Here is a 25,353-nt window from a genome sequence, read left to right on the forward strand (position 1 = left end):
GGCGCGCGTCGGGTGTTGGTCCGAGACGCGACCGCGGTGTCGCGACAGGAGACGATGATGGGCGAGAACGACGCGAGCAAGCCGGAGACGGTCGAACAGGACGGCACCGGCGGCCCCGAGGAATCGGGTGCGGGCTACGGCAACAATGCCGGCTATCAGGGCGAGGCGGAGGCCGACGACGACGCCGAGGTGGCGAAGGACGACGCGGACTGAGGCTGCTGCGGTGGTGGCGCCAGCCGCGCCGCCACCCGGTCGAGCGCCACCCCGGCGGGCACCACCAGCCATCCGCCGTGGGTACGCGTATCGACCATGACGACGGCGTTCTTCGGGCACACGCCGAGGCAGCGGGTCTCGACGATGCCGAGTGCGGCGCGACGCCCCTTCTTCAGCCCCAGCAGGCGCCGTAGCGCCTTGGCGAGCGGCAGCTTCCCTTTCGCGCCGAACCCGCCGCCGACCTTCTTGGTACATTTGCCGCAGACCAGCACCGCGCCCTGCCAGTCGCTGTGCACGGTCTTCACCGCGGGCGCCACTCACGCTGTTCGTCGGCGCGGCGAAGCACCTCGTAGGCGGCCTGGACCGCCTGGAACTTCACCGCCGCATCGGCATCGCCGGGACGGACGTCAGGGTGGTTTTCCTTGGCGAGCCTGCGCCAGGCCGACTTGATCGTCTCGAGATCGGCGTCGCTGTCGACCCCCAGTGCCTCGAGTGCGTGAAGCTCGTCGCGCGATCGGGTGCCGTCGCCGGGCCCACCCCAGGCATAATGCTTGGCGTTGGCGAAGCCCGACGCGTCGCGGGTCTCGTCGCTCTCGCGCGCCGCGGCCTCCTCGGCGGACAAGCCTTCAAAATAATTGTAGCCGCGATTGTATTCGCCGGCGTGCGTCTCGCAGAAATACCAGCGGTCGGGGCTGTTGGGCGATTTCGGCGCGGGGCAGTTGCCCGGCTCCTCGCAGCCGTGCCGGTCGCACAACCGCACCGTCGTCGTCTCGCGGCCCGACCCATAGCCGCGCCACCGCGGGAAACCCCAGTCGTTCGATCGAGACGATGTTCGCGCCATCGCTGCGACATAGGCCGCCGACCCGCCAGCGCAACCCGCCTTCGCCGCATCGCCGCAATCGCCAGCAACGATATGTAATGGAAACGAAACCAGCGGGCCGGGTTGCGGGCCTCCAGCAACAAAATGACGCACTGCAACCGAGAGCGGACTGCTACCGATCCTATATCTATGCATACCCGACCGACAGGAGCTCCGGTGCCGACACCACGATCAATCTTCTCTACGTGGCGGGCCGATCTGCCCGCCTCGATCGTCGTCTTCCTGGTCGCGCTTCCCCTGTGCCTCGGCGTCGCGCTGGCGTCGGGCGCGCCGCTGTTCGCCGGGGTGATATCGGGAATGGTCGGCGGGATCGTCATCGGCCTGCTGTCGAAATCGCCGCTGTCGGTGAGCGGCCCCGCCGCGGGCCTGACCGTGATCGTGCTCGCCGCGATCGAGGGGCTGAAGGAATATCCGATCTTCCTGCTCGCGGTGGTGCTCGCCGGCGTCATGCAGCTGGCCTTCTCCTTCACCAAGGCCGGCATCCTCAGCGAATTTGTGCCGTCGTCGGTGATCACCGGCATGCTGGCCGCGATCGGGTTGATCCTGATCCTCAAGCAGATCCCCCACGCGGTCGGCTATGATCGCGAATCGGAGGGCATCTTCCAGTTCACCACCGCGGACGGCATCAACACCTTCTCGCGGGTGTGGGACAGCCTGACCGGCAGCCTGACGCCGGGCGCGGTGCTGATCGCGCTGGTCAGCCTGACCTTTTTGTTCTGGTGGGACGGCGCCCGGCCGAAGGAAGGCTTTCTCCGCTTCGTCCCCGGCCCGCTCGTCGTCGTGGTGATCGGCGTGGTCGGCAACCTGCTGCTCGGCATGCTGAAACCCGAGTGGCAGCTCGGCGCGCAGCATCTGGTGCAGGTGCCGGTGGTCGACAGCCTCGCCAAATTCCCGTCGCTCTTCACCTTCCCCGATTTCTCCGCAATCGGCCAGGCCGCGGTATGGACCACCGCGGCGACGCTCGCGATCGTCGCCAGCCTCGAATCGCTATTGAGCGTGAAGGCGGTCGACGAGATCGACCCGCGCCGGCGGACCACCGACAAGAATTGGGAGCTGATGGCGCAGGGCGGCGGCAACATCGTCTCGGGCCTGATCGGCGGCTTGCCGGTGACGTCGGTGATCGTGCGCTCCTCCGCCAACGTCGATTCGGGCGCCGAGAGCAAGCTGTCGACGATCATGCACGGCTTCTGGCTGCTGCTGAGCGTCGCGCTGATCCCCGCGGTGCTCAACCTTATCCCGCTCTCCGCGCTCGCCGCGGTGCTGATCGCGACCGGGTACAAGCTGACCAAGCCGAAGCTGTTCACCGATCGCTACAAGCAGGGCTGGACCCAGTTCGTGCCGTTCGTCGTGACGGTCGTCGCGATCCTGTTCACCGATCTGCTCGAGGGCATCGTGATCGGCCTCGTCGTCGGCTTCGTCTTCGTGATCGCGCGCAACTTCCGCCCTGCGATCACCTTCGCGTGCGACGAGGGAGACTGCCTGATCCGCGCCCGCCGCAACCTCTACTTCATCCACAAGTACGAGCTGCAGAAGTCGCTGATGCGGGTGCCGGACGACGCCAACCTGCTGATCGACCTGTCGTCGACCAACTATGTCGATCTCGACAATGTCGACATCATCAACGCCTTCATCAAGGGCGCGCATTACCGCGGCATCAAGCTGTTCGTGCGCGGCGACATCGCCGGCAAGCGCGCGCAACTGATCAACGCTCCATCGACCGAGGTACGCTACGCATGAGGCAGTACAAGCAGCTCCTGCTCGCCAACAAGGCATGGGCAGCCGAGTTAACCGACGAGAATCCCGACTTCTTCAGCCGCCAGACCGTCGGCCAGAAGCCGGAATTCCTGTGGATCGGGTGTTCGGACAGCAGGGTGAACCCCGAGCAGATGACGATGACCCAGCCCGGCGGCATGTTCATCCACCGCAACATCGCCAATCTGGTGAACCACGACGATCTCAACCTGATGTCGGTGCTGCAATATGCGGTCGACGTGCTCGGGGTGCGGCATATCGTGGTGTGCGGCCATCATAGCTGCGGCGGGATCAAGGCGACGTTGCATGGCGGCACCGAGGGACCGGTCGACCGCTGGCTCGACACCGCGCGCGACGTGCTGGCCGAACATGCCGACGAGATCGACGCACAGCCGACCGACGACGCCAAGGTCAACCGGCTGGTCGAGGTCAACGTGCGCGACCAGCTGGTGCGGCTTGCCCGGACGGCGACCGTCCAGGCGGCGTTCGCGCGTAATCAGGAGCTGTGGCTGCACGGGTGGGTGTACGACATCCGCGACGGGCACATCAAACCGCTCATGGAGATCGATCGCGACACGACGCTGGACGAGGTCGGGCGGCCGGAGAAGGTGCTGGTCTAGGAGTGCCGAGCGGAGAGGCGCGGTTGGGCTACTTCGCGGTTTTCAATTGGCTGCTGGTGCTGTGAGGCTTGCCTGCGGTCGCCTGCTGATGACTGTCCGGCAGCCAAGTCGCTTGATTCCTGTTCTATCGCGCGCGGGAGCAGAACCTTCGGACGAGTGGCAGGTAAACCGACATTCAACATTGTGCTCCCGCGAAGGCGGGAGCCCAGTACTGTGTCCCCGCCTTCGCGGGGACACAATGGGCGCTTGGTGGCGACGATAGTGCCGGAGGATGTTTGGCTCGCGTCGGGTGATAACGTCAGGTCACCCTCTCCGTACCTCGGCGAAGGCCGGGGCCCAGCTCTGGAGGTCATTTGGTTGGAGGACAGCGCCAGCCTCCCAGGTGCCAGCAACTGGGCCCCGGCCTTCGCCGGGGTGCGAGCAAGGGATGATGGCATCAGCCAACCAAAACGATCAATGCGCCAGAGGGTCTGTAAGCCGGGTTCTGTCCGTCCCCTTGCGGGGACTGTGCGACCATTCCTCTAGGGCGACGCTTGCGCGCCGCCTCAAGCAACCAACCCGGGCGGCGAGCTGCAACGAGCCCCGGGACGTGAAGCCCCATGCCGCCCCTATTCGGTCTTGCTCCCGGTGGGGTTTGCCGTGCCGCCCCTGTTGCCAGGCGCGCGGTGCGCTCTTGCCGCACCCTTTCACCATGACGCTGCCGAAGCATTGTACCCGGGCCGAGGCCCGAGCCGCACGTCGTCTGCTCTCTGTGGCACTTTCCCTGGGGTCGCCCCCGCCGGGCGTTACCCGGCACCGTTGTTACATGGAGCCCGGACTTTCCTCGGCGTGCTTGCGCACGACGCGGTCGCCCGACCCTCTGGCGAGCGTCGCTCTAGGCGCAAAACGCCACGTCGGCAACGTCGCCGACGTGGCTAATAAAGAAGCCGAGCACCGTAAAGGCGCAGCCCTCATATTTACAACGCGAATCCATCTGTCTTCGTGTAAGTCAGCTCCCACGACGCCTTCAGTAATCCTCCTCCGCCGAGGATCCCGTTTTCATATTTTTTAAAACGCATGGCGACGCCATCTGGCCTGCTCCAGATAGCGATTTTTCCTTGGCGGGCTAAGAAGCTACCTCCGCTTCCATCCCAATTGGCCGGTTGTCCGTACTTGCCCGCAAGATTAGTCATGACTTCGTTGCTGCAACGACCGCCCATGCTGGGGTTGCCAGCTATCATGATGCTGTCAACGACCCCGCTGTCATTAAACCGAATGTTTGCCTCAGCCTCACATTTTGCAGTTATGGCAACGTGGCTGATCTCGATGTTATTGGACTGGTAATCTACATTCCCGCCCTTCGGATAAAGCGATTCCACGGTTGCACGTGTCATCCCAAACTCTACTTTCCCCCAGATCGGCTCAGCCGTCGCCGTCGCCGTCGATGCTACAAACAACATAGCGCCCGCTAAAACACCACGAATGCCTATCATATATGCTCCCCTCAACAACCATCCTTATGGTCGCCCCAGGTATGATGAGCATCCTAATCAACGAGCAGTCAAGTACTTCATTACGCGCAAATAGCATAGTTGAGGATGGCCGGAGTTCGGGTGTAGGTAAGCCGGACCCTAGTCGTCATCGCCCTGCGGCTTCGGCAGCAACAGCGCGAGCAGGATCATCCGGCATTCCGCATCGATCTCGCCGTCGATCAGTTCGGGGCGAAACCTTCGCTGGAACGCCATGATCGCAGCCATCGATTCGGTGACGTCGTAGCCGAAGCGTTCGAGCGCGAGCAGAAACCCGCCCTCGGTCCACATCGGGTCCATCAGGTTGCGGGTCGGGCGCGGCAGGGCGAGGCGGAGCTTGGCGAGCTTGCTCCACGGGAACAGCTCGCCCGGATCGCGCTTCCGGGTCGGCGCGATGTCGGAATGGCCGACGACGTTGCCGCGGGTGATCGCGTGGCGCTGCTTGATCGCGGCGACCAGCCGGACGACCGCATCGATCTGCGGTTCGGTGAACGGGCGATAGCCGAATTCATGACCGGGATTGACGATCTCGATGCCGATGCTCGCCGAATTGATGTCGGTGGTGCCGCGCCAGTGCGACCGCCCGGCGTGCCAGGCGCGCTTGTCCTCGGCCACCAGCCGCAGGACGGTGCCGTCCTCCTCGACGACATAGTGCGAGGAGACCTTCGCCGCGGCATCGCATAGCCGCGCGATCGCCGACGGGCCGTCCTGCATGCCGGTATAATGGAGCACGATCATGCTGATCGGCAGCGTCCGCTCGTCGAAGTTCGGCGAGGGCGTGTCGATGATCGTCATGCCCCGCTCCTAGCCGACAAAGGTCGGCGTCGTACAGGGGGTGTCGCCCAGGGGGTTCGTACGGGGTTCGTACGGGCGGGCGAGGGTCAGGCGGCGGCGCGGACGCGGTGGGCGGTAGCGAGTTCGTAGAAGCCGCGGAAGCGCTTGCTGGGTTCGAACAGACGGGTCTGCCCGATCACGGTCTCGCCGGCACCGAGCACCAGCATGCCGCCGGGGTTGAGCGATGCGGCGATGCGGTCGAACACGTCGAGCTTGGTGGGAGTCGCGAGGTACAGCAGCACGTTGCGGCAGAGCACGACGTCGAACGGGCCCGACGGCGCGCGGTCCGCGACCAGATTGTGGCGCTTGAACGCCACCGCCTTCACCAGCTCGGGCTTGGCAACCCAGTCGCTGCCCGCAGCGTCGAACCAGCGCATCATCCGCCGGATCGGCAGGCCGCGCTGGATCTCGAACTGCGTGTAGCGTCCTGCCCGCGCCCGCGCGATCGCGGCCTCGGACACGTCGGTGGCGACGATCTCCGGCATCGCGGTGCCGCGTTCGGCGAAGATCATCGCGAGCGACAACGGCTCCTGCCCGGTCGAACAGCCCGCGCACCAGATCCGCGCGCGGCGACCCTCCGCCTCCGCGGCTTGGACCGCTTCGACGATCATGTCGAACACCGGGGCATCGCGGAAGAACGAGCTCTCCTGATTGACGAGCGCGTCGACGATCTGGTCACCGATCATGGTATCATGGCCTTCGAGCAGGTGGGTTACGAGCCGGTCGAGCGTGTCGAACCCCCGCTCGCGGAGGAGTGGTTTCAGCGCGGTGTCGATCCGCCAGGATCGATAGGCGGCGATCTGCTGCCCGGTACGCGCCTCCAGCAGCGCGCTGAGCACGTTGAGCGCGACCTGCGAGACACCCGGCAGCGTGCCGATCGGCTGGTGCATCATGGCCGCCGCCGGGATGCCGCCATGCGGCCGATCGCGTCGGGATCCATGATCGCATCGGCATTGCCCGCGGTCGCGACCGCGCCGGGCATGCCCCAGATCACCGAACTCGCCTGGTCCTGCACGACGACGCAGCCACCCGCCGCATGGACCAGCCGGGCGCCGTCGGCGCCGTCGCGGCCCATGCCGCTGAGGATCACCGCGAGCATGCGCGGGCCATAGATCTCCGCCATCGACGCCAGCATCGGATCGACCGAGGGCATGCAGCCGCTCGGCGCCGCCTCGTGCGTCAAGCGGATCGCGGCGCTGCCGTCACCCAAGGAGACGCAGCGGACATGCGCGTCGCCGGGCGCAACGATGATCCGGCCGGGCCTGATCCGCAGCCGATCCGCCGCGACCTCCGCCGGGCGCCCCGCGAGCACCGCGAGCTGCGCGGCGAAATAGGGCATGAACGACGCGGGCAGATGCTGGGTGACGAGGATCGGCAGCGTGAAGCTGGTCGGGATCGCGCGCAGCATCTGGCTGAGCGCGTGGATGCCGCCGGTCGAGGCGCCGATCGCGACGATGTCATAGCTGTCGCCGACCGGGCGCGGGTCGGCCGCGGGCGGTGCGACTGCCGGGCTGGTCGTGGGCGGCACTGCCAGCGAGATCGCGGGCGCGCTGGCGGGGATCGTCCCGGTCAGCCGGCGCAGCTTGTCGATCAGTGCCACGGCAAAGCGTGACGACAGGCCGCCCGTCCCGGGCTTCACCAGGGTGTCGGCGGCGCCCATCGCGAGCGCCTGGACGGTACTGGCGGCGCCTTCGCTGGCGGACGACGAGACGATCAGGACCCGCGCGCCGCGCCCGGCGGCGATGATGTCGGGCAGCGCGGTGATGCCGTCGATCCCCGGCATCTGGATATCGAGCAGGATGAATTCGACGCGTTCGACGGCCAGGAAATCGAGCGCCGCACGGACGTTGGCGACGGTGCGGGCGACGACGAAATCGTCGTTGGCGTCGATCATCCGCGCCATCACCGCCCGCGCGACCGCCGAATCGTCGACGATCAGGACGCGGGAATGATCGACACTGAGGACGGCCAGGGCAGAATCGAAACTGGACATCGGGCCGGCAAGCGGTTCAGGCCATGCCGACGATTTGCAGCTTCGATTCCAGTGTGTCGCGGTCGAACGGCTTCATGACATATTCGTCGGCGCCGGCTTCGATCGCGGCGCGGATATAGGCCATGCCGTTCTCGGTGGTGCAGAACACCACCTTGGGGCGCGAGGCGATGCTCGATTCACGTAGCGCGCGGAGGAAATCCATCCCGCTCATCACCGGCATGTTCCAGTCGAGCAGGATCACGTCGGGCGCCTTCGCCATGCAGGCGTCGAGCGCCTCGCGGCCGTCGCAGGCTTCGCTCACCTCGAAGTTCAGCGTTTCCAATATGTGGCGGGCGACCTTGCGGATCACCTTCGAATCATCGACGACAAGACAGGTCTTCATGGATGGGCCTTTGCGAGCGGAAGCGCCGCCATCCTTGTGGCAGCAAAGCGTAAGCGGCGGGTTAAACGGTGCCGCGAAATCGAGGTCAGGCGGCGAAGGCGTGCGCGGGGATCAGCGCCGACAGATCGAGGATCAGCATCGGTTCGCCGCTGCGCTCGACGATCCCCGTCCCCGCGGTCGCCCAGCCATTGTCGAGCGCGAGGCCCGGCGACAGCGGCAGCCGCTCGAACGGCGCGACGTCCTCGAGCGAATCGACCAGAATGGCGTAATGATGCCCGTCGATCCGCGTGATCACCGCGCGGCGGCTCTGGTCGGGCGTGGGATCAAGGCCGAGCGCGGTGCCGGTGTCGATCACCGTCACCACCCGGCTGCGCAGCGCGACCAGCCCGCGGACGTTGCTCTCGGCGCGCGGCACCGCGACGATCTCGGCGATGTCGACGACCGATTCGACCTGGGCGGTCTCGATCGCGACCCCCCGGCCGGCGATATGGGCGATCAGGAACAATTCCATCAGCGGCCTCCAAGGCTTGCGGCGAGCGCGGCGATCAGTGCCGGACGGTCGTAGCGATAGACGCTGCCGTCGTCCTTGCGGCCGGCGCGGTCGCGACGCAGCCGCACGACGGGCGTGGCGACGGCAGTGGTAACGAGCGGCGATCCGTCCATCGCGAGGGCGACCGCGGCGTTCTCGCCGTCGCCGAGCCCGGTGACGCAGCGATAGCCGGCAGCTTCGAGCGTCGGCTTGAGGAACGATTCCATCCACCCCGATCCGTCGCAGTGAAGCAGGCAGACCGGTTGCGCCGCGATCGGTGCGGCCTCGCCCGCGAACAGCATGTGTGCGTCGATCAACTCGACCTGCTCGTCGCCGATGATCGCGACCCCCGCGATCGGCCCGGCCCCGCTCGCCGCGGCGATCTCGGTCGGCAGGGTGACGATCTCGATCGGTTCGGCGATCGCATAGGCGACCTCGATCTCGCCGTCGGTGAGACGAAGCACGGGGACGTGGCGGCGATCGTCGAGATCCGCGGCGCAGTATAGCGGCACGGTGCCGCCGCCGATTGTCAGCCGCAACCGGCCGCCCGAGAGGCGGATCGCGGCGATCGGCACGGTTTCGACCCGGTCGATGACCGCGAGCGCGAGCGCGCGACGACGCCCGTCGAGATCGTCGAACAGCAGCGCCGGGATGCCGGGCGCGGCGTCCGCGACCTCGGCTTCGCTGGCCTGGGCGATGCGGTTGAAGCGCAGCCCCGCGACCGTCGCGATACCCGATCCGTCGAGCAGCAGCATCGGCAGCCCGCTGTCGGGCAGGGTCTGGCCCGCATACAGCCCGGTCGCCATCACCAGCGGCGCGGCGGGCTTCACCACCAGTTCCTCGGTATCGAGCACCTCGTCGATCGCGAGCGCATAGTCGCCGTCGCGGGTCGACACGATTGCGAGCGTGGTGGGCGGATGATCCGCCAGCCCCAGCAATGCACCGAGCCTGACCAGCGGCAGCCGCCGCCCGCGCACCGCGACCACCGCGGTGTCGCCGACCATGTCGATCCGCACCGCTTCGCCGCGAACCGTGACGATCTCCTCGACCGACTGCCGCGGGAGCGCGAAGCGCTGATCGCCGACCGCGACGACGATCGTCGAGATGATCGACAACGTCAGCGGCACGTGGATGACGATCGTCAGCCCCTTGCCGGGCTGGTTGAGCAGGACGATGCGGCCGCCGATCTGTTCGATGTTGGCGCGGACCACGTCCATGCCGACGCCGCGGCCCGAGATCGCGGTCACGGTGTCGCGGCTCGACAGGCCGGCGTGGAAGATCAGGTCGAGCCTGCCCGCAGGGTCGAGCGCGGCGATCTCGCTTTCCGACAGCAGCCGCTGGCTGCGCGCCTTGGCGACCAGCCGGTCGGTATCGATCCCGGCGCCGTCGTCGGCGACTTCGATGAGGATCTGGTTGCCCGATTGCCGGGCCGACACGGTGAGCTTGCCGGTGATCGGCTTGCCGAGCCGCTTGCGATCGGCAGGCGCCTCGATGCCGTGATCGACCGCGTTGCGGATGATGTGGACCAGCGGATCGCGCATCAGCTCGATCATCTCGCGGTCGAGCTCGACGTCGGCGCCGTCCAGCGTCAGGCTGACCGCCTTGCCGACTTCGGCGGCGGTATCGCGCACCATCCGCGGGAGTGCGGAGAACAGTGCCTCGATCTTCTGCATGCGGGTGCGGGTGACGGTGTCGCGCATCTCGGCGACGGTCAGCGAGAGCCGCTCGAGCGATGCTTCGATCCGCGGATCGACCTGTTCGTCGCGCAGGCGCCGGGCGAGCTCGTTGCGCGCCAGCACCATCTCGGACATGCCGCTCATCATCCGGTCGAGCAGCTCGACGTTCAGCCGCACCGATCGCGCGTTGGTGCGCTGGATCGTCGCCGGCGCGGCCTGGACGACGGGTGCCGCGTCTTCGGAGAGCGCGCTGATCAGCATGCCTTCGGTCGCATCGTCGAGCGAATTGCCCGAATCGATCGCCTCGACGATCTCGCCGATCCGGTCGACGATTGCGAGCACCGCGGTGACCAGCGGGGTGTCGGGTGCGCGCTTGCCCTCGCGGACCGCGGCGAGCACGTCCTCCGCGGCATGGCTGAGCTCGGCGAGCCGCGGCAGATCGAGGAAGCCGCAGCTACCCTTCACGGTGTGCACGAAGCGAAAGATCGCGTCGAGACGCGCACGATCGGTCGGATCGGCCTCCCATGCGACGATCTCGCCCGAAAGCGCCTCGAGCGTTTCGCGCGTTTCGGCGATAAATTCCTGAAGCAGGTCGTCCATGGGTCCCCGTCGATTCCAGCGACGGTCATGGCGGAGGAAAGTTAAGGGCGCGTTTACCGCGCGTTGAAGACGGCGCCGAAGACCATGACGTTGTCCGCGGGCTCGCTGACCAGCACCGCCCCGCCGGCCCCGGTCGCGAGGGTATGGACGAGGTACGCCGCGGCAGCGCGGGGGGTGACCCCGCCCTCGCCCTCGCCGCTGACCAGCGTCGCGCGCAGTTCGGGATCGAGGATGATCCGCGGTCCTTCGATCTTGACGACGATCTCCAGCTGCCCGCCGGTCTCCTCGCCGCCGACGTCGAGCTTGCCGCCACGCACCAGCGCCTCGCTGGCGATCATCGCCAGGTTGAGCAGCACCTTGATCGCGGGCTTGGGCAGCGTCGCCGCTTCGACCATCCAGCCGAGCTCGGTCCGCTTGTTGTCGATCAGCAGCCCTTCGATCGCGGTCTTTGCTTCGCGCGAATCGACGTGCTCCCCGAAGCCGCCCGCCGCGCCGAACGCCAGCCGGAAGAACTTCAGCTTGTTGGCCGACGCCCGCGCGCTTTCGCTCAGCAGGTCGAGCACGCGCTGCCGCATCTCGGGATCGGTCTCGTCGGCGAGCAGCTCCAGCCCGTTGTTGAGCGCGCCTACCGGCGAGAGAAGGTCGTGGCACAGCCGCGAGCACAACAGGCTCGCAAATTCGACCGGGCTGACAGGCATGGTAATCCCCTGGTTAACGCGCGCCTCTCTGACCGAGCCGGACGGCGCGTGCAACCCACGTACGGGCGCGGCCGATCAGGAAGTGCGCAAGGTCACCGAATCGAACCGGCCGTGCAGCGCGCCGCCGGCGACGGCCCGCCACGCGCGCATGTCGCCGCCGGCGACGATCAGCCAGATCGCGCCGTCCGCCGCCGCGGCGTCGGCGTCGCAGGTCGACGGCTTCGCCGATCCCAAGGGATGCGAGTGATAGTGGCCGACGATCGTTGCGCCGCCTGCCCTCGCGCCGCGGTGGGCGGCCAGCAGCGCGGCGGGATCGAGCTCGAAGCGTCGCGTCGGATCCGCCGCCACGTTACGGCAAGCCTGCGCCGTGTCGATCCGGCGATCGGTGCCGAACAGCAGGCCGCAGACCTCCCGGTCGGGCGACGCCGCGGCGACGGCGTGGACGTGCGCCACGACCCTGCTTGAAATCTCCAACACCATGGCCATCTGGGTAGGACATGAACCGGGGGGTTTCCATCATCGAAGCGACGATCGCGCCGACCGCGGATGGCTGGCGGCTCGATCGTGCGCTCGCCGACGCCGCGCCGCGCTTCTCGCGCGAACGGTTGAAGTCGCTGATCTCGGCGGGCGCGGTGCTGCGCGACGGTGCGGCATTTCGCGATCCCGCGAAGCGCGCCGCGGCAGGCGACGTGTTCACGATCGCGGTGCCCGATCCGACACCCGCGCATAACGAGGCGCAGGATATCCCGCTGGTCGTCGCCTATGAGGACGAGCACCTGATCGTCGTCGACAAGCCCGCCGGGTTGGTGGTCCACCCGGCGGCGGGCAATTTCGACGGCACGCTGGTCAATGCGCTGCTCCATCACTGCGGCGGTTCACTGTCGGGAATAGGTGGGGTCGCGCGCCCGGGCATCGTCCACCGCATCGACAAGGACACCTCGGGACTGATGGTCGCGGCGAAGACCGACCGGGCGCACGAAGGGCTCGCCCGGCAGTTCCACGATCACAGCATCGATCGCCGCTACCGGGCGATCGTCGACGGCATCCCGCGCCCGGCCGCCGGCAAGGTCGATGCGCCGCTCGCGCGCAGCCCGCAGAACCGCAAGAAGATCGCGATCGTCGCGGGCGGCAAGCGCGCGGTGACGCATTTCTCGACCGTGCAGCCGCTGCGCGACGCCGCGCTGATCGAATGCCGCCTGGAAACCGGTCGCACGCATCAGGTCCGGGTGCACATGGCGTCGATCGGGCATCCCTTGCTGGGCGACCCGGTCTATGGTAGAACAAAGGGTGGCCGCAAAGGGCTGCTGGAAACTCTCGGTTTCAGGCGGCAGGCGTTGCATGCGGCGCATCTCGGGTTCATCCACCCGATAGATAGCACCGCTTTGTCGTTCCAAAGCGCAATGCCTGCGGACATGCAGGAACTGTTCAGTCAGCTTCACGTATAAGTAGATGGACGAGGGTTGCTGCAACGCGGCACCCACGCCTTCAGGAAAGGGAAGATCGATCATGGCAGCCCGCAGCAACGTCCCCGCGACGATCCCGACGCTCGGCAGCGAAGCTGGGCTGAACCGCTATCTGGCGGAGATCAAGAAATTCCCGATCCTGCAGCCCGAGCAGGAATATATGCTCGCCAAGCGTTTTCAGGAACATGGCGACACCGATGCGGCGGCGCAGTTGGTCACCTCGCATCTCCGTCTCGTCGCCAAGATTGCGATGGGATATCGTGGCTACGGCCTGCCGACGTCCGAGTTGATCTCGGAGGGCAATATTGGCCTGATGCAGGGCGTGAAGAAGTTCGAGCCCGATCGCGGCTTCCGCCTGGCGACCTATGCGATGTGGTGGATCCGCGCCTCGATCCAGGAATATATCCTGCGGTCGTGGAGCCTGGTCAAGATGGGCACCACCGCCGCGCAGAAGAAGCTGTTCTTCAACCTGCGGCGGATGAAGTCCAAGCTCGACGCATTCGAGGACGGCGACCTGAAGCCAGAGGACGTCACCAAGATCGCGACCGACCTGGGCGTTGCCGAGCATGACGTCGTCAGCATGAACCGGCGGATGGCGATGGGCGGCGACACGTCGCTGAACGTGCCGATGCGCGAAGATGGCGAGGGCCAGTGGCAGGATTGGCTGCAGGACGACGCGCCGCTGCAGGACAAGATCGTCGCCGATGCGCAGGAGGCGGATGTCCGCCATTCGATGCTGGTGTCGGCGATGGACGACCTCAACGACCGCGAGAAGCACATCCTGACCGAGCGCCGGCTGACCGACGATCCCAAGACGCTGGAGGAGCTAAGCCAGGTCTACGGCGTGTCGCGCGAGCGCGTTCGCCAGATCGAGGTGCGGGCGTTCGAGAAGCTGCAAAAGGCGATGATGCGGATCGCGGGCGAGAAGCGACTGCTCGTCGCGGCCTGAGGATTGTTGCGGTCGAGGCCCTGCCGCCGCTAGGAGCGGGGCATGGCCCGGTTCGCACTGCGTTGGTTGTTACGGATCGGCGGCGGCTTCGTCGTCCTCAGCATCGCGATGACCGCGATCTACCGCCTCGTCCCGCCGCCCTTCACCTGGACGATGATGGGCGACGTGCTGAACGGCCACGGCGTCACCAAGCGCTGGATGCCGCTGTCCGAAATCGACCCCGACATGCCCCGCGCCGCGATCGCGGGCGAGGACTCAAGGTTCTGCACGCATCACGGGTTCGATTTCAAGGCGATGGCCGGCGCGGCCTATCGCAACGCCCAGGGCGGGCGGATCCGCGGCGGCTCGACGATCAGCCAGCAGACCGCGAAGAACGTGTTCCTGTTCCAGGGGGGCGGGTATCTGCGCAAGGCGTTCGAGGCGTATTTCACCGTCCTGATAGAGACGATCTGGGGCAAGCGCCGGATCATGGAGGTGTATCTCAACGTCGCCGAGACCGGGATCGGCACCTACGGCGTCGACGCGGCGGCGGTCCGCTACTTCCACCACGACGCCGACAAGCTGAGCCCGACCGAGGCCGGCCGCATCGCCGCGGTCCTCCCATTGCCGAAGAAGCGCGCGGCGATCGACCCGCGAGGCTTCGTGCGGCGGCATGGGAATACCCTGGCGCGGCACGCCAAGGTGGTACGCAACGAGGGGCTGGATGCCTGTTTGCGATAGCCTGAGTAAGAAGGGGGTTCGCGCGGAGACGCGGAGACGTGGAGGAGGTCGGCTTCGCCGCGACTGTGGCTCTCGATCAATCGGGTCCGGTCGCGGGACGTCCGAAGAAAAGGTAACGCTTCCACAAACGCAACAACTCCGCGTCTCCGCGCCTCCGCGCCTCCGCGTGATCCCGACTTCTTAGGTCCGCCAGTCGATCAGCGTTCTATAGCGCGCCATTTCACCTTCTTCCGTCATTCCACTTGTTCCGGAGCCCACCGCTCCGCACGCTCGCAAGCCAATGATGCGCGGCACGGTGGATCCCGGAACAAGGCTCTCCTGAGCGAAGTCGAAGGGTCCGGGATGACGAGGGAGGAAAGCCTGGGACGGTAATCTCGCCGGGCTGATGCTGCGTTCTCTTGCGTGCGGCTGCTCTAAAGCGGCCAACACCAACCTCAGAAGGGCAGCTTGAACCCCGGCGGCAACGGAAGCCCACTGGTCATCTTGGACATCTCCTGCCCCGACACCGCATCGGCCTTCGCCCGCGCGTCGTTGAACGCGGCTGCGAGCAGGTCCTCGAGCATCTGCTTTTCGGACAATTGCATCAGCGAATCGTCGATGGCGATCGCGATGATCCGTCCCTTCGCGCTGGCGGTGACCTTCACCAGCCCGCCGCCCGACGCGCCCTCGACCTCGATCGTGTCGAGATTGGCCTGCGCCTTTTCCAGCTCGCTCTGGACGTTCTGCGCCATCGCGAGGATTTCATCGAGGTTCTTCATGCGTTGCTCCGTTTGCCTGGCCAGTCTTCGAGTTCCGCATCGGGAAATGCGGCCATCGCGGCCTTGATCATGGGGGTGTCGAGGATTGCCTGCCGGGCCGCTTCCTCCGCCGCGCGGGCGGCCTCGCGCATCGTCGGCGCGCCGGGATCGTCGGACAGGGTGATCTTCCACGGCTGTTCGGTCGTGCGCTTCAGCGCATCGCCGATGTCGCGCAGGGTGTCCGCGGACAGCGGGCGCGAGCCGCTCAGCACCAGATCGGGCGGGGCATAGCGCACCACCCGCGCGGCATTCGCGAGCTGCGCCGCGACCGCGAAATGGCCGTTGTCCTCCAACAGCGCGACCAGCCCGGCGAAATCGGCCGGCGCGAACGCGCGTTCGGCGGCAGGGGCGAGCGCCGGCTGTGGCGCCGACACCGCGGGCGCGGGCGCGGTGACCTTGCCCGTCGCGATCTGCCGCGCCAGCTCGCCCGGATCGGGTAGCGTCGACGCGTGGATCGCGCGGAGCAGCGCCATTTCGGCTGCCTCGATCGGCAAGGTCGCGCGGGCAACCTCGTCATGGCCTTTCAGGAACAGCTGCCATAGCCGGTGAAGCGCGGGAAACGACAGCGACGCCGCCCACTCGTCGCGCGCGGCGCGCTCCTCCGCCGGCTGCGCGACGTCGGGCGGGGTGCCGACCTTCGCCAGCGTGATCCCGTGGATCGTTTCCAGCAGCGACCGGAATACCGACAGCGGATCGACGCCATAGTCGTATTGCCGCCGCAGCGACGCCAGCGTCCCCGCGCCGTCGCCCGCGAGGATCGTCGCGAGCAGATCGCGAACCGCGCCGCGGTCCGACAGGCCGAGCATCTGCCGCACCGCGTCGGCGGTCACGCCGCCGCCCTCCAGCCCGGCATGCGCGATCGCCTGATCGAGGATCGACAAGCCGTCGCGTGCCGATCCTTCGGCCGCGCGCGCGATCAGCATCAGCGCCTCGGGCTCGGCGATCACGCCTTCGTTCGCGGACACGGCCGCGAAATGCTCCGCCAGCTTCTCCGCGGTGATCCGGCGCAGATCGAAGCGCTGGCACCGCGACAGCACCGTCACCGGCACCTTGTTGACCTCGGTCGTCGCGAACAGGAACTTGACGTGCGCGGGCGGCTCCTCGAGCGTCTTCAACAGCGCGTTGAAGGCGTTCTTGGAGAGCATGTGGACCTCGTCCACGATGTAGATCTTGAACCGCGCGGTGACCGCCGCATAGCGCGACGCGTCGATGATCTCGCGAACGTCGTCGACCCCGGTATGACTTGCGGCGTCCATTTCGATCACGTCGATGTGCCGACCCTCGGCGATCGCGCGGCACGGCTCGCACACCCCGCACGGGTCGATCGTCGGCCCGCCCCGCCCGTCCGCGCCGATGCAGTTGAGCGCCTTCGCGATCAGCCGCGCGGTCGACGTCTTGCCGACCCCGCGGACCCCGGTCATCAGGAACGCATGCGCGAGGCGGTCGCGCTTGATCGCATTGCCCAGCGTCTGAACCATCGCGTCCTGACCGATCAGCTCCGAAAAGGTCTGCGGGCGATATTTGCGCGCGAGCACGCGATAGGCATCGGCCTTCGCGGCAGGCTGCGGCGGTTCGCCAAGATCGAAGGAGTCGGACATCGCAGCCGATATAGGCGGCGGTGGCGGCGATGTCATTCCTTCGCCTACGTCGGGTTGAGGAGGTTCGTTGGGGGGGCGCCGCGGCTAAGCCGCGTCGTCGGACGGCGCCTTGGCGCCACCGGCCGCGCTCGCGTCGGCGCAGCCGATGCTCGCGGTGGGAGCCGGAACGACCCGCGGCGAAATCGTTGCGGCTGCTTCCTTCCGGACCTGACCGGGTTGGCGACGACCACGTCCGCCCGACTCCCGCGCGCCCTATGGCCGACCTGCGCGGGTCGATCAAGACGCGTCTAGTGTCCGGGCGGCATCCGAACGGTCAGGCCGTCGAGCGCGGCGGTGAGCGTGATCTGGCAAGCCAGCCGGCTGGTCCGCGTGGTCGCATAGGCAAGGTCGAGCATGTCCTCCTCCGCCGCCGACGCACGCGGCAGGCGATCGAAATCCTCCGGATCGATCAGGACGTGACAGGTGGCGCAGGCCATGTCGCCGTCGCAGGTGCCCTCCAGCGGCTGATCCGCCGCTTGCGCGGCGGCGAGCAGCGTCGTGCCCTCCACGGCGTGTGAGTCGTGCACGGTGCCGTCGCGCGCGATGAACCGAAGCGCGATCATGCCGCGATCCGCTGGCGCGCCGCCGCATCGACGATCGCGTCGAGCGCCGCGATCAGCTCCGACTCATGGGTGTAGCGCCCGAAGCCGAGCCGGATCGATCCCTTCGCCTCCGCATCGCCGAGGCCGATCGCACGCAGCACGTGGCTGATCCGCCCCGACCCGCTCGCGCACGCCGATCCCGCCGAAAAGGCGATGTCGCGCAACGTCGACATCAGCCGCGCGACGTCGAGCCGGTCGTGCCGGATATTGAGATTGCCGCGGTAGCGCGCCTCGACCGATCCGTTGATCCGCCAGTCCGCGCCGAGCCGCGCGACCGCGGCGTTCCACAGCGACTCGACATGCGCGCCGTCTGCCGAAACGCGGTCGCGCATCAGGGCGGCGGCGACGCCGAAGCCGGCACAGAGCGCGGGCGAGAGGGTGCCGGATCGCCCGGCGCTCTCCTGCGCACCGCCGTCGAGCAGCGGGGTCAGCGATACCCCTTTCGCGATCGACAGTGCGCCGACGCCCTTCGGCCCATGGACCTTGTGCGCGGACAGCGCGACCAGATCGCAAGCCTCCGGGATCGGCACCCGGCCATACCCCTGCACAGCGTCGCACAGCATCAGCGCGCCCGCCTCGTGCGCTATCTCGGCAAGGGCGGCGATCGGCTGGATCACGCCGATCTCGTTGTTGACCAGCATCGCCGCGACCAGCCCGGTGCCCGGCGCGATCGCCGCGCGCGCCGCGTCCAGGTCGATCAGTCCGTCGGCCCCAACCGGCAGCACCGTCACCGGCCGCCCGGTGGCGCGGGCGGTGTCGAGCACGGCTGCATGTTCCGTCGCGATCGTGACGATCGGCCCCTCGACGCCTTTGATCGCCCAGTTCAGCGCTTCGGTCGCGCCGCTGGTGAAGAACAGGTCGTGGTTCGCCGGCAGCAGCGTCGCGACGGAATCGCGTGCCACCTCCACCGCCGCCTTCGCCGCCCGGCCCTCGCGATGCGCGGAATGCGGGTTGGCATGCTGGCGTTCGAGCCACGGCATCATTGCCGCGAGCGCTTCCGGAGCGAGCGGCGTGGTCGCCTGATAATCGAGATAGGTCATGCCGCGAAGGTCCGCAGCGCCCGCGCCATCGTCCGCCAGGCGGCGATGAAGGCGTCGATCTCCGCCTCGTTCGTGGTGCGTCCGAAGCTGACCCGGATCACCTCGCGACCGGCGCTCTTGGCCCAGCCCATCGCCGCAAGCACGTGGCTCGGCTTCATGCTGCCCGAACTGCACGCGCTCCCCGCCGACACCGCGAAGCCCGCCATGTCGAGCCGGATCAACTGAGTCGTCGCCGCCACGCCGGGCAACCGGTAGCTCCCGATCGCAGGGTGCCGCGCCCGGTCGCCGGCGACGACCACCCCGCCCGACCGCTCGACCGCATCGTCGAGCCGGCGTCGTAGCGCGGCCATCGTCGCGATATCCTCCGGCTCGGCGAGCGCCGCCGCATAGCCGAGCGCCGCGGGCAAATTCTCGGTGCCGGGACGATAGCCGCGCTCCTGCCCGCCGCTCGGTGCCAGCGTCGCGAGATCGCGGACCAGCAGCGCACCGATGCCGGGTGGCCCGCCGCGCTTGTGCGCCGATAGCGCGACGAAGTCGGCGTGCGCGGCAACATCGTCGTCGCGACCCGCGGGCATCTGCGCGGCATCGACGAGCAGCAGCCCGCCCGCGGCGTGGACGACCTTCGCTACCTCGACGATCGGCTGGCAAACCCCGGTCTCGCTATTTGCCCATTGCACCGCGACGATCGCGCGTTCGTCGCCGGCGAGCGATCGTTCCAGCAGCGCGAGGTCGACCAGCCCGTCCTGCGCGACCGCCATCGTCGTCGCATCCGGCGCGGCGCGAAACACCGCGTCATGCTCGACCGCACTGACGAACCGCCGCGCCGCCACCGACCGCCCCAGTGCGATCGCGAGCGATTCGCTGGCACCACTGGTGAGGATCGTCTCGCCGCCCCAGACATAGGCGCCGGCGATCGCCCGGCGCGCGCGTTCGAGCGCTGCCCGCGCGGCGCGGCCCTCGGCGTGCGGCGACGACGGGTTGGCCCAGATCGCCATCCCCTCCACCACCGCGGCGCGTGCGGCGGGGATCATCGGGGTGGTCGCGGCGTGGTCCAGATAGAGGCGGTCGGTCAGGGGATCAGCGTCCATTTGCGTGAAATCGTGCCGCGCCTATATAGCGCGCAACCGAGCGTGCTGCACCAGCGCGCCCAGAACCGATCCGCGAGACCCATGCCCGAAGTCATTTTCCCCGGTCCCGAAGGCCGCCTCGAAGGCCGCTTCGCCCCCGCTCCCCGTCCCCGCGCACCCGTCGCGATGATCCTTCACCCGCATCCCTCGTCGGGCGGGACGATGAACAACCGCATCGTCCAGGAACTCTACAAGACCTTCCAGCGCCGCGGCTTCGCAACGTTGCGCTTCAACTTCCGCGGGGTCGGCAAGAGCCAGGGGACGTTCGACAACGGCGTCGGCGAACTCTCCGACGCGGCGAGCGCGCTCGACTGGGTGCAAAGCTTCCATCCCGAGGCGTCGACCACCTGGATCGCTGGCGTCAGCTTCGGCGCGTGGATCGGCATGCAGCTGCTGATGCGCCGGCCCGAGATCCGCGGCTTCATCTCGATCGCGCCGCCCGCGAACATGTACGACTTCACCTTCCTGGCGCCGTGCCCGTCGTCGGGGATCATCATCCAGGGCGAGGCCGACGAGGTCGTCACCCCCGGTGCGACCCAGAAGCTCGTCGACAAGCTTCGCACCCAGCGCCACATCACCATCCATCACGATACGATTCCGAAGGCGAACCACTTCTTCGAACACGAGATGCCCGAGCTGATGGGCAGCGTGGACAAGTATCTCGACATGCGGCTGGATCCGAACTCGCCGATCCGGTGAGTGCGGAGTGTGGCGCTGAGTCGTACCCGCTGATCCGGATCGATCCTTCGATCCACGGATTTGACTCCTCCTTGTGTCCCCGCGAAGGCGGGGACCCAGTACTGGGCTCCCGCCTTCGCGGGAGCACAAGTTAGATGGGGCGAGCGCAGGCACGTTCACCACTACGGCTCCGTCGGAGCGGTATTACTGGCGACGCCCCCTACAGCGTCCAGATCGCCACGTTCACCACCAGCACCGCCGCCATCACCAGCATCAGCACGCCGCGCTTGCGATCGCGCCGTTTCGCGATCAGCACGCCGCCGCCGATCAGGCACGCGAACGCGCCCAGCATCGCGATCGCGGGTGCGGCCGATGCGATACCGCCGAAGGCGCCGTTCATGCCGCCATCGCCCGCGCATAGGCGGCGATGTCGACGTTGCCGCCCGACAGGATCACCAGCATGCCGCTTTCGGGCGCGACCTTGCCCGACAGCAGCGCCGCCAGCCCCACCGCGCCGCCGGGCTCGATCACCAGCCGCAGCTTTTCCGCCGCCCAGCGCTGCGCCGCCGCGGTCTCCTCCTCGCTGACCGCGACGCCGCGCGCATCGCGCCGGGACAACACGTCGAAGGTCAGCGGCGACACTCGCGTGGTCATCAGCGAATCGCACGCGGTTACGGGCGGGTTGGCGCCGACCGGCTCGATCCACGACGCGTCGAGGCTGCGGCGCATGTCGTCCCAGCCTTCCGGCTCGACCACGGTGATCCGCGCATCGGGCAGCGCCAGCGCGGTGCCGGCGGCCAGGCCACCGCCGCCGCAGGGGATCACCGCATGGGTCGGCGCGCCGAGATCGGTCGCCGCCATCTGCGTCGCCGCCTCCAGCGCCGCGCTGCCCTGCCCCTCGATGATCCAGGCATCGTCGAAGCTCGGCACCAGCGTCGCGCCGCGTGCCTCCGCCAACTGGCCGGCGATCGCTTCGCGGCTCTCGGTCGCGCGATCGTAGCGGACGACCTCGGCGCCGAGCGCCAGCGTCCCCTCCAGCTTCGCCGCGGGTGCATCGGTGGGCATCACGATCGTCGCCGAGATCCCCAGCCGCTTCGCCGCCCAGGCGATCCCCTGCGCGTGGTTGCCCGACGAGAACGCGACCACCCCGCGGCGGCGGGCGGCGTCGTCGAGGGCGGTCAGCCGATGCCATGCGCCGCGGACCTTGAATGCGCCGACCGGCTGCAGCGATTCGGCTTTGAACGCCACCGCTATGCCCCTGATATCCTGTACGAAGAGCGGCGTCGGCGGCAGGATCCGCGCGACCTTTTCGGCAGCGTCGCGAACCCCCGCGCGGGTCGGCTGTCTCAGAATCGTCACTATCCGTCTCCGTTCGTCACGATCCGCTTTACATTCGGAAATCGCGACCCTATTTCGCGCCTCCGCTGCCCCATGGGACTTCCAACCGCAAGGCAGCTTTTCTCGCTCGTCGAAAGACACTTGGAGGTCCCTTGAGTTGCACAAGCATCATAGCGCGCTGGGGTTAGCGACGACCCTTCGTCCGGTTGAGCCGGTCACGATCATTCGCCCGCACGCGGCCGCACGCGCCGCCCGATTCTTCGTGGAGAAGTTTCCGGGCCGCTCGATGTATGCGGTCAAGGCGAATCCCTCTCCCGACCTCCTGCAGATCCTGTGGGACAACGGAATCACGCATTACGACGTCGCGTCGATCGCCGAGGTGCGGCTCGTCGCGCGGACGCTGCCCGGTGCCGTGCTGTGCTTCATGCACCCGGTAAAGGCGGAGGAAGCGATCCGTGAGGCGTATTTCACGCACGGCGTCCGCGTGTTCAGCCTCGATTCGCTCGAGGAGCTCGACAAGATCACGCGTGCCACCCGGCATGCGGCGGACCTGACGCTGTGCGTCCGGCTGCGGGTCTCGTCGGAGCATTCGAAGCTCAGCCTGGCGTCCAAGTTCGGGGTCGCGCCGCACGAGGCGAAGCCGCTGCTGTTCGCGGCCCGCCAGGCGGCGGACGCGCTCGGCATCTGCTTCCACGTCGGCAGCCAGGCGATGACGCCCGAAGCCTATGCGAACGCGATGGAGCGGGTTCGTGCGGCGATCGTCGACGCGGCCGTGACGGTCGACGTCATCGACGTAGGTGGCGGTTTCCCGAGCGTCTATCCGGGGATGGAGCCGCCGCCGCTGGAGCGGTTCTTCGAGACGATCCACCGCGCGTTCGAAAGCCTGCCGATTTCCTATTCGGCGGAGCTGTGGGCGGAACCCGGCCGCGCGCTGTGCGCCGAGTACAGCTCGGTCCTGGTGCGCGTCGAGCGTCGCCGCGGTAACGAGCTGTACATCAACGACGGAGCGTACGGCGCGCTGTTCGATGCGGCGCACATCGGCTGGCGGTTCCCAGTGGCGCTGCTGCGCGAACCCGAATCGACAGTGCGCGATCATCCCTTCTCGTTCTACGGCCCGACCTGCGACGACATGGACCATATGGCGGGCCCGTTCCTGCTGCCGGCCGATGTCCAGGCCGGCGATTATATCGAGATCGGCATGCTCGGCGCGTACGGATCGGCGATGCGGACCGCGTTCAACGGCTTCGGCTCCGACCAGACCGTGATCGTCACCGACGAACCGATGGCGTCGCTCTACCTCGACGAACCCGAACGGGTCGCGTCGAACGTCGTCACGCTGTAACCCACCGCCGTTACGCTAGCATTCGTCCCCCCTCCCGCTTGCGGGAGGGGTCGGGGGAGGGCTTGTCGAAGGCTGGAGCAAATTAACAGGCCCTCCCCCAACCCCTCCCGCAGGCGGGAGGGGAGTACAGGAACCGGAGTTCACCAATGACCGACCAGACCATCAACGACACCCGCAAGGCGGAGCTGCTGTCCAAGCAGGTCAAGCACATCGACATCACCAGCTTCGACGCGCGCCCGATCGTCGATGCGATGGCCGACATGAGCTTCACCAGCCGCGATCTCGGCCGCGCGACGAGCATCTACAACCAGATGCTGGCGGACAAGGACTGCACCATCTTCCTCGTCATCGCGGGGTCGACCTCGGCTGGCGGGTGCATGGATCTCTATGCCGAGCTGCTGCGCAACAACATGATCGACGGCATCGTCGCGACCGGCGCCAGCATCGTCGACATGGATTTCTTCGAGGGGCTCGGCCACAAGCATTACCAGGCGCTCGACGTTCCCGACGACGACACGCTGCGCTCGCTGCTGATCGACCGCATCTACGACACGTATATCGACGAGGAGCAGCTCCAGCACGTCGACCACACGATTTTCGAGATCGCGGAGACGTTGGAACCGCGCCCCTATTCGAGCCGCGAATTCATTCGCGAGATGGGCAAGTATCTCGTCGAGCATGGTAAGAAGGGGAACAGCCTCGTCAAGCTCGCCTACGAGCATGACGTGCCGATCTTCTGCCCGGCATTCGTCGACAGCTCGGCTGGCTTCGGGCTGGTCAAGCATCAGGTCGACAGCATGAAGGCGGGCAAGCCGTATATGGTGCTCGACGCGATCGCCGACTTCCGCGAGCTGACCGACATCAAGATCAAGGCGGGCACCACTGGCCTGCTGATGATCGGCGGTGGCGTGCCGAAGAACTTCATCCAGGATACCGTGGTGTGCGCCGAGATCCTCGGCCACGACGACGTCCAGGTCCACAAGTACGCGGTGCAGATCACCGTCGCCGACGTCCGCGACGGCGCCTGCTCGTCGTCGACGCTTCAGGAAGCGGCGAGCTGGGGCAAGGTGAATACCGGCATCGAGCAGATGGTGTTCGCCGAAGCCGGCAGCGTGATGCCGCTGCTGGCGTCCGACGCGTATCACCGCGGCCATTGGAAGGACCGGGTGAAGCGCCGCTGGGGGGCGATCTTCGACAAGTGAGGCATCGGGCGGTGCTTCTCTGAAAGGAGCACCGCTTACCCCGTCCGTCGCGACACCCAATCGCCGACAAACGTTGCACTCGTCTCACCCATGAGGCAGCGTCTCGCGACAAGGGGGGATGCCAATGCATAGTGAGATACTGCAACCGGTGGTCGCGCTGATCGCCTGGTCGCTGGTGATGCTGGTGTGGTCGCTCGCGACGCGACTGCCGGCGATGAAGGCGGCGGGGATCGATCTCGGCACGCTGGTCGGCACCAAGGGGTCGGACGCCGACGGCGCGCTGCCGCCGCGGATCCAGTGGAAGATCCACAACTACAACCACCTGATGGAGCAGCCGACGCTGTTCTATGCGGTGGCGCTGGTGCTGGCGTTCGCGGGCGCGGGCGATGGGGTCAATGCGGTGATCGCCTGGGCCTATGTGGTGTTGCGCATCCTGCACAGCATCGTCCAGGCGACCAGCAACGTGATCCGCTTCCGCTTCGCGTTGTTTGCACTATCGACCCTCGCGCTCGTCGCGCTGACGCTCCACGCCGCGATGACGGTGTTCTGATGGCCAAGGGAGAGGTCTTCGAACGGCACCGCCAGCCCTGGACGCAGGACGAGATCCAGAAGCTGCATCTGCTCGCCAAGAAGGGCATGGCGCTGAAGGCGATCGCCAAGGCGCTGAAACGCAGCGAGGAATCTACCAAGGACCGCGCCAAGGAGGACGGGCTCGCGATCGCGAAGCTGCGCTGATCCCGAACGCGGACGCGATCCGCTGTTTCCCCGCCCGC

General features: G+C 67.4%; 29 protein-coding genes and 2 other RNA genes. 11 read left to right on the forward strand and 20 right to left on the reverse strand.

Annotated features, from left to right (window positions below):
- Positions 1–12: 12 nt before the first annotated feature.
- Positions 13–213 (forward strand): hypothetical protein, encoded by a 201-nt coding sequence (locus ACT009_RS03170; RefSeq protein ID WP_445192932.1) that lies wholly within the window; start codon positions 13–15, stop codon positions 211–213.
- Here the strand turns inward: ACT009_RS03170 and ACT009_RS03175 are convergent.
- Positions 156–518, reverse strand: a complete 363-nt coding sequence (locus tag ACT009_RS03175; RefSeq protein WP_445192933.1) for a (2Fe-2S) ferredoxin domain-containing protein — start codon at positions 516–518, stop codon at positions 156–158. The two genes, ACT009_RS03170 and ACT009_RS03175, sit on opposite strands and share 58 nt — an antisense overlap.
- Positions 515–1,054: a J domain-containing protein gene (locus ACT009_RS03180; protein ID WP_445192934.1), complete on the reverse strand. Its 540-nt coding sequence runs from the start codon at positions 1,052–1,054 to the stop codon at positions 515–517. The genes ACT009_RS03175 and ACT009_RS03180 overlap by 4 nt, the downstream gene beginning before the upstream one ends.
- Positions 1,055–1,249: 195 nt before the next feature.
- Between ACT009_RS03180 and ACT009_RS03185 the strand changes: the two genes are divergently transcribed.
- Positions 1,250–2,830, forward strand: a complete 1,581-nt coding sequence (locus ACT009_RS03185) for a SulP family inorganic anion transporter (protein ID WP_445192935.1) — start codon at positions 1,250–1,252, stop codon at positions 2,828–2,830.
- A complete protein-coding gene (locus ACT009_RS03190) occupies positions 2,827–3,465 on the forward strand; it encodes a carbonic anhydrase (RefSeq protein WP_445192936.1) in 639 nt (212 codons plus the stop codon). The genes ACT009_RS03185 and ACT009_RS03190 overlap by 4 nt, the downstream gene beginning before the upstream one ends.
- A gap of 457 nt (positions 3,466–3,922) precedes the next feature.
- On the opposite strand, the gene rnpB is transcribed toward ACT009_RS03190, so the two are convergent.
- The 10 genes from rnpB to ACT009_RS03240 form a co-directional block, all read right to left on the reverse strand.
- Positions 3,923–4,328: RNase P RNA component class A (gene rnpB, locus ACT009_RS03195), an RNA gene on the reverse strand.
- A gap of 93 nt (positions 4,329–4,421) precedes the next feature.
- Positions 4,422–4,937, reverse strand: coding sequence for a hypothetical protein (locus ACT009_RS03200; protein ID WP_445192937.1), 516 nt, complete (start codon positions 4,935–4,937; stop codon positions 4,422–4,424).
- Between the two features lie 138 nt (positions 4,938–5,075).
- Entirely contained in the window at positions 5,076–5,768 is a 693-nt protein-coding gene (locus tag ACT009_RS03205; protein WP_445192938.1) for an N-acetylmuramoyl-L-alanine amidase, read from the reverse strand.
- A gap of 86 nt (positions 5,769–5,854) precedes the next feature.
- The gene (locus ACT009_RS03210) at positions 5,855–6,700 is read right to left on the reverse strand and encodes a CheR family methyltransferase (RefSeq protein WP_445192939.1); all 846 of its coding nucleotides are present in this window, start codon (positions 6,698–6,700) and stop codon (positions 5,855–5,857) included.
- A complete protein-coding gene (locus ACT009_RS03215; protein WP_445192940.1) occupies positions 6,697–7,800 on the reverse strand; it encodes a chemotaxis protein CheB in 1,104 nt (367 codons plus the stop codon). The genes ACT009_RS03210 and ACT009_RS03215 overlap by 4 nt, the downstream gene beginning before the upstream one ends.
- Positions 7,801–7,816: 16 nt before the next feature.
- A complete protein-coding gene (locus ACT009_RS03220) occupies positions 7,817–8,182 on the reverse strand; it encodes a response regulator (RefSeq protein ID WP_445192941.1) in 366 nt (121 codons plus the stop codon).
- An 85-nt stretch (positions 8,183–8,267) separates the two neighbouring features.
- On the reverse strand, positions 8,268–8,693 hold the full coding sequence (locus tag ACT009_RS03225; RefSeq protein ID WP_445192942.1) for a chemotaxis protein CheW: 426 nt from the start codon (positions 8,691–8,693) through the stop codon (positions 8,268–8,270).
- On the reverse strand, positions 8,693–10,987 hold the full coding sequence (locus ACT009_RS03230; RefSeq protein WP_445192943.1) for a chemotaxis protein CheA: 2,295 nt from the start codon (positions 10,985–10,987) through the stop codon (positions 8,693–8,695). Before ACT009_RS03230 ends, ACT009_RS03225 begins: the two co-directional genes overlap by 1 nt.
- Before the next feature lie 53 nt (positions 10,988–11,040).
- Positions 11,041–11,685 carry a histidine phosphotransferase family protein gene (locus ACT009_RS03235; protein WP_445192944.1) on the reverse strand — a complete coding sequence of 215 codons (645 nt, stop codon included), beginning with the start codon at positions 11,683–11,685 and terminating at the stop codon, positions 11,041–11,043.
- 75 nt (positions 11,686–11,760) lie between these two features.
- Complete coding sequence (locus ACT009_RS03240; RefSeq protein WP_445193999.1) at positions 11,761–12,165, reverse strand: M67 family metallopeptidase; 405 nt, start codon at positions 12,163–12,165, stop codon at positions 11,761–11,763.
- A gap of 17 nt (positions 12,166–12,182) precedes the next feature.
- Between ACT009_RS03240 and ACT009_RS03245 the strand changes: the two genes are divergently transcribed.
- The 3 genes from ACT009_RS03245 (at position 12,183) to mtgA (ending at position 14,817) form a co-directional block, all read left to right on the forward strand.
- Positions 12,183–13,130 carry an RluA family pseudouridine synthase gene (locus tag ACT009_RS03245; protein WP_445192945.1) on the forward strand — a complete coding sequence of 316 codons (948 nt, stop codon included), beginning with the start codon at positions 12,183–12,185 and terminating at the stop codon, positions 13,128–13,130.
- A gap of 61 nt (positions 13,131–13,191) precedes the next feature.
- Positions 13,192–14,097 carry an RNA polymerase sigma factor RpoH gene (rpoH, locus tag ACT009_RS03250; protein ID WP_445192946.1) on the forward strand — a complete coding sequence of 302 codons (906 nt, stop codon included), beginning with the start codon at positions 13,192–13,194 and terminating at the stop codon, positions 14,095–14,097.
- Between the two features lie 42 nt (positions 14,098–14,139).
- Positions 14,140–14,817 carry a monofunctional biosynthetic peptidoglycan transglycosylase gene (gene mtgA / locus ACT009_RS03255; protein WP_445192947.1) on the forward strand — a complete coding sequence of 226 codons (678 nt, stop codon included), beginning with the start codon at positions 14,140–14,142 and terminating at the stop codon, positions 14,815–14,817.
- Positions 14,818–15,251: 434 nt separating this feature from the next.
- Here mtgA and ACT009_RS03260 read toward each other — a convergent pair whose 3' ends face one another.
- From ACT009_RS03260 to ACT009_RS03285, 6 genes are all read right to left on the reverse strand, one after another.
- The gene (locus ACT009_RS03260; RefSeq protein WP_445192948.1) at positions 15,252–15,575 is read right to left on the reverse strand and encodes a YbaB/EbfC family nucleoid-associated protein; all 324 of its coding nucleotides are present in this window, start codon (positions 15,573–15,575) and stop codon (positions 15,252–15,254) included.
- Positions 15,572–17,212 (reverse strand): DNA polymerase III subunit gamma/tau, encoded by a 1,641-nt coding sequence (locus ACT009_RS03265; RefSeq protein ID WP_445192949.1) that lies wholly within the window; start codon positions 17,210–17,212, stop codon positions 15,572–15,574. Before ACT009_RS03265 ends, ACT009_RS03260 begins: the two co-directional genes overlap by 4 nt.
- A gap of 150 nt (positions 17,213–17,362) precedes the next feature.
- Positions 17,363–17,460, reverse strand: an RNA gene (gene ffs, locus ACT009_RS03270) — signal recognition particle sRNA small type.
- 39 nt (positions 17,461–17,499) lie between these two features.
- Positions 17,500–17,814: a 2Fe-2S iron-sulfur cluster-binding protein gene (locus ACT009_RS03275; RefSeq protein WP_445192950.1), complete on the reverse strand. Its 315-nt coding sequence runs from the start codon at positions 17,812–17,814 to the stop codon at positions 17,500–17,502.
- Positions 17,811–18,893 carry a cysteine desulfurase family protein gene (locus ACT009_RS03280; protein ID WP_445192951.1) on the reverse strand — a complete coding sequence of 361 codons (1,083 nt, stop codon included), beginning with the start codon at positions 18,891–18,893 and terminating at the stop codon, positions 17,811–17,813. The genes ACT009_RS03275 and ACT009_RS03280 overlap by 4 nt, the downstream gene beginning before the upstream one ends.
- On the reverse strand, positions 18,890–19,981 hold the full coding sequence (locus ACT009_RS03285; protein ID WP_445192952.1) for a cysteine desulfurase family protein: 1,092 nt from the start codon (positions 19,979–19,981) through the stop codon (positions 18,890–18,892). The genes ACT009_RS03280 and ACT009_RS03285 overlap by 4 nt, the downstream gene beginning before the upstream one ends.
- Positions 19,982–20,062: 81 nt before the next feature.
- Here ACT009_RS03285 and ACT009_RS03290 point away from each other — a divergent pair, with 81 nt between their 5' ends.
- Positions 20,063–20,719 (forward strand): alpha/beta hydrolase, encoded by a 657-nt coding sequence (locus ACT009_RS03290; protein ID WP_445192953.1) that lies wholly within the window; start codon positions 20,063–20,065, stop codon positions 20,717–20,719.
- Between the two features lie 199 nt (positions 20,720–20,918).
- On the opposite strand, the gene ACT009_RS03295 is transcribed toward ACT009_RS03290, so the two are convergent.
- Together ACT009_RS03295 and ACT009_RS03300 are read right to left on the reverse strand one after the other, a co-directional pair.
- The gene (locus ACT009_RS03295; RefSeq protein WP_445192954.1) at positions 20,919–21,098 is read right to left on the reverse strand and encodes a hypothetical protein; all 180 of its coding nucleotides are present in this window, start codon (positions 21,096–21,098) and stop codon (positions 20,919–20,921) included.
- A complete protein-coding gene (locus ACT009_RS03300) occupies positions 21,095–22,057 on the reverse strand; it encodes a threonine ammonia-lyase (protein WP_445192955.1) in 963 nt (320 codons plus the stop codon). Before ACT009_RS03300 ends, ACT009_RS03295 begins: the two co-directional genes overlap by 4 nt.
- A gap of 136 nt (positions 22,058–22,193) precedes the next feature.
- On the opposite strand from ACT009_RS03300, the gene ACT009_RS03305 reads away from it, so the two are divergent.
- The 4 genes from ACT009_RS03305 (at position 22,194) to ACT009_RS03320 (ending at position 25,315) form a co-directional block, all read left to right on the forward strand.
- Positions 22,194–23,378: a type III PLP-dependent enzyme gene (locus ACT009_RS03305; protein WP_445192956.1), complete on the forward strand. Its 1,185-nt coding sequence runs from the start codon at positions 22,194–22,196 to the stop codon at positions 23,376–23,378.
- A 146-nt stretch (positions 23,379–23,524) separates the two neighbouring features.
- Positions 23,525–24,580, forward strand: a complete 1,056-nt coding sequence (locus ACT009_RS03310; protein WP_445192957.1) for a 1,9-bis(guanidino)-5-aza-nonane synthase — start codon at positions 23,525–23,527, stop codon at positions 24,578–24,580.
- Between the two features lie 124 nt (positions 24,581–24,704).
- Positions 24,705–25,130, forward strand: a complete 426-nt coding sequence (locus ACT009_RS03315; RefSeq protein WP_445192958.1) for an MAPEG family protein — start codon at positions 24,705–24,707, stop codon at positions 25,128–25,130.
- Entirely contained in the window at positions 25,130–25,315 is a 186-nt protein-coding gene (locus ACT009_RS03320; protein ID WP_375420887.1) for a hypothetical protein, read from the forward strand. Before ACT009_RS03315 ends, ACT009_RS03320 begins: the two co-directional genes overlap by 1 nt.
- Positions 25,316–25,353 lie beyond the last annotated feature (38 nt).

Source organism: Sphingomonas sp. Tas61C01, from assembly GCF_052567495.1.

Coding starts and splice junctions, on each gene's coding strand:
- ACT009_RS03225 (WP_445192942.1), bottom strand. CDS start 8,693: ATGGAATTGTTCCTGATCGCCCATATCGCCGGCCGGGGGGTCGCGATC.
- ACT009_RS03215 (WP_445192940.1), bottom strand. CDS start 7,800: ATGTCCAGTTTCGATTCTGCCCTGGCCGTCCTCAGTGTCGATCATTCC.
- ACT009_RS03245 (WP_445192945.1), top strand. CDS start 12,183: ATGAACCGGGGGGTTTCCATCATCGAAGCGACGATCGCGCCGACCGCG.
- ACT009_RS03285 (WP_445192952.1), bottom strand. CDS start 19,981: ATGGACGCTGATCCCCTGACCGACCGCCTCTATCTGGACCACGCCGCG.
- rpoH (WP_445192946.1), top strand. CDS start 13,192: ATGGCAGCCCGCAGCAACGTCCCCGCGACGATCCCGACGCTCGGCAGC.
- mtgA (WP_445192947.1), top strand. CDS start 14,140: ATGGCCCGGTTCGCACTGCGTTGGTTGTTACGGATCGGCGGCGGCTTC.
- ACT009_RS03230 (WP_445192943.1), bottom strand. CDS start 10,987: ATGGACGACCTGCTTCAGGAATTTATCGCCGAAACGCGCGAAACGCTC.
- ACT009_RS03240 (WP_445193999.1), bottom strand. CDS start 12,165: ATGGTGTTGGAGATTTCAAGCAGGGTCGTGGCGCACGTCCACGCCGTC.
- ACT009_RS03290 (WP_445192953.1), top strand. CDS start 20,063: ATGCCCGAAGTCATTTTCCCCGGTCCCGAAGGCCGCCTCGAAGGCCGC.
- ACT009_RS03200 (WP_445192937.1), bottom strand. CDS start 4,937: ATGATAGGCATTCGTGGTGTTTTAGCGGGCGCTATGTTGTTTGTAGCA.
- ACT009_RS03205 (WP_445192938.1), bottom strand. CDS start 5,768: ATGACGATCATCGACACGCCCTCGCCGAACTTCGACGAGCGGACGCTG.
- ACT009_RS03260 (WP_445192948.1), bottom strand. CDS start 15,575: ATGAAGAACCTCGATGAAATCCTCGCGATGGCGCAGAACGTCCAGAGC.
- ACT009_RS03265 (WP_445192949.1), bottom strand. CDS start 17,212: ATGTCCGACTCCTTCGATCTTGGCGAACCGCCGCAGCCTGCCGCGAAG.
- ACT009_RS03295 (WP_445192954.1), bottom strand. CDS start 21,098: ATGAACGGCGCCTTCGGCGGTATCGCATCGGCCGCACCCGCGATCGCG.
- ACT009_RS03315 (WP_445192958.1), top strand. CDS start 24,705: ATGCATAGTGAGATACTGCAACCGGTGGTCGCGCTGATCGCCTGGTCG.
- ACT009_RS03210 (WP_445192939.1), bottom strand. CDS start 6,700: ATGATGCACCAGCCGATCGGCACGCTGCCGGGTGTCTCGCAGGTCGCG.
- ACT009_RS03280 (WP_445192951.1), bottom strand. CDS start 18,893: ATGACCTATCTCGATTATCAGGCGACCACGCCGCTCGCTCCGGAAGCG.
- ACT009_RS03235 (WP_445192944.1), bottom strand. CDS start 11,685: ATGCCTGTCAGCCCGGTCGAATTTGCGAGCCTGTTGTGCTCGCGGCTG.
- ACT009_RS03180 (WP_445192934.1), bottom strand. CDS start 1,054: ATGGCGCGAACATCGTCTCGATCGAACGACTGGGGTTTCCCGCGGTGG.
- ACT009_RS03320 (WP_375420887.1), top strand. CDS start 25,130: ATGGCCAAGGGAGAGGTCTTCGAACGGCACCGCCAGCCCTGGACGCAG.
- ACT009_RS03190 (WP_445192936.1), top strand. CDS start 2,827: ATGAGGCAGTACAAGCAGCTCCTGCTCGCCAACAAGGCATGGGCAGCC.
- ACT009_RS03310 (WP_445192957.1), top strand. CDS start 23,525: ATGACCGACCAGACCATCAACGACACCCGCAAGGCGGAGCTGCTGTCC.
- ACT009_RS03220 (WP_445192941.1), bottom strand. CDS start 8,182: ATGAAGACCTGTCTTGTCGTCGATGATTCGAAGGTGATCCGCAAGGTC.
- ACT009_RS03275 (WP_445192950.1), bottom strand. CDS start 17,814: ATGATCGCGCTTCGGTTCATCGCGCGCGACGGCACCGTGCACGACTCA.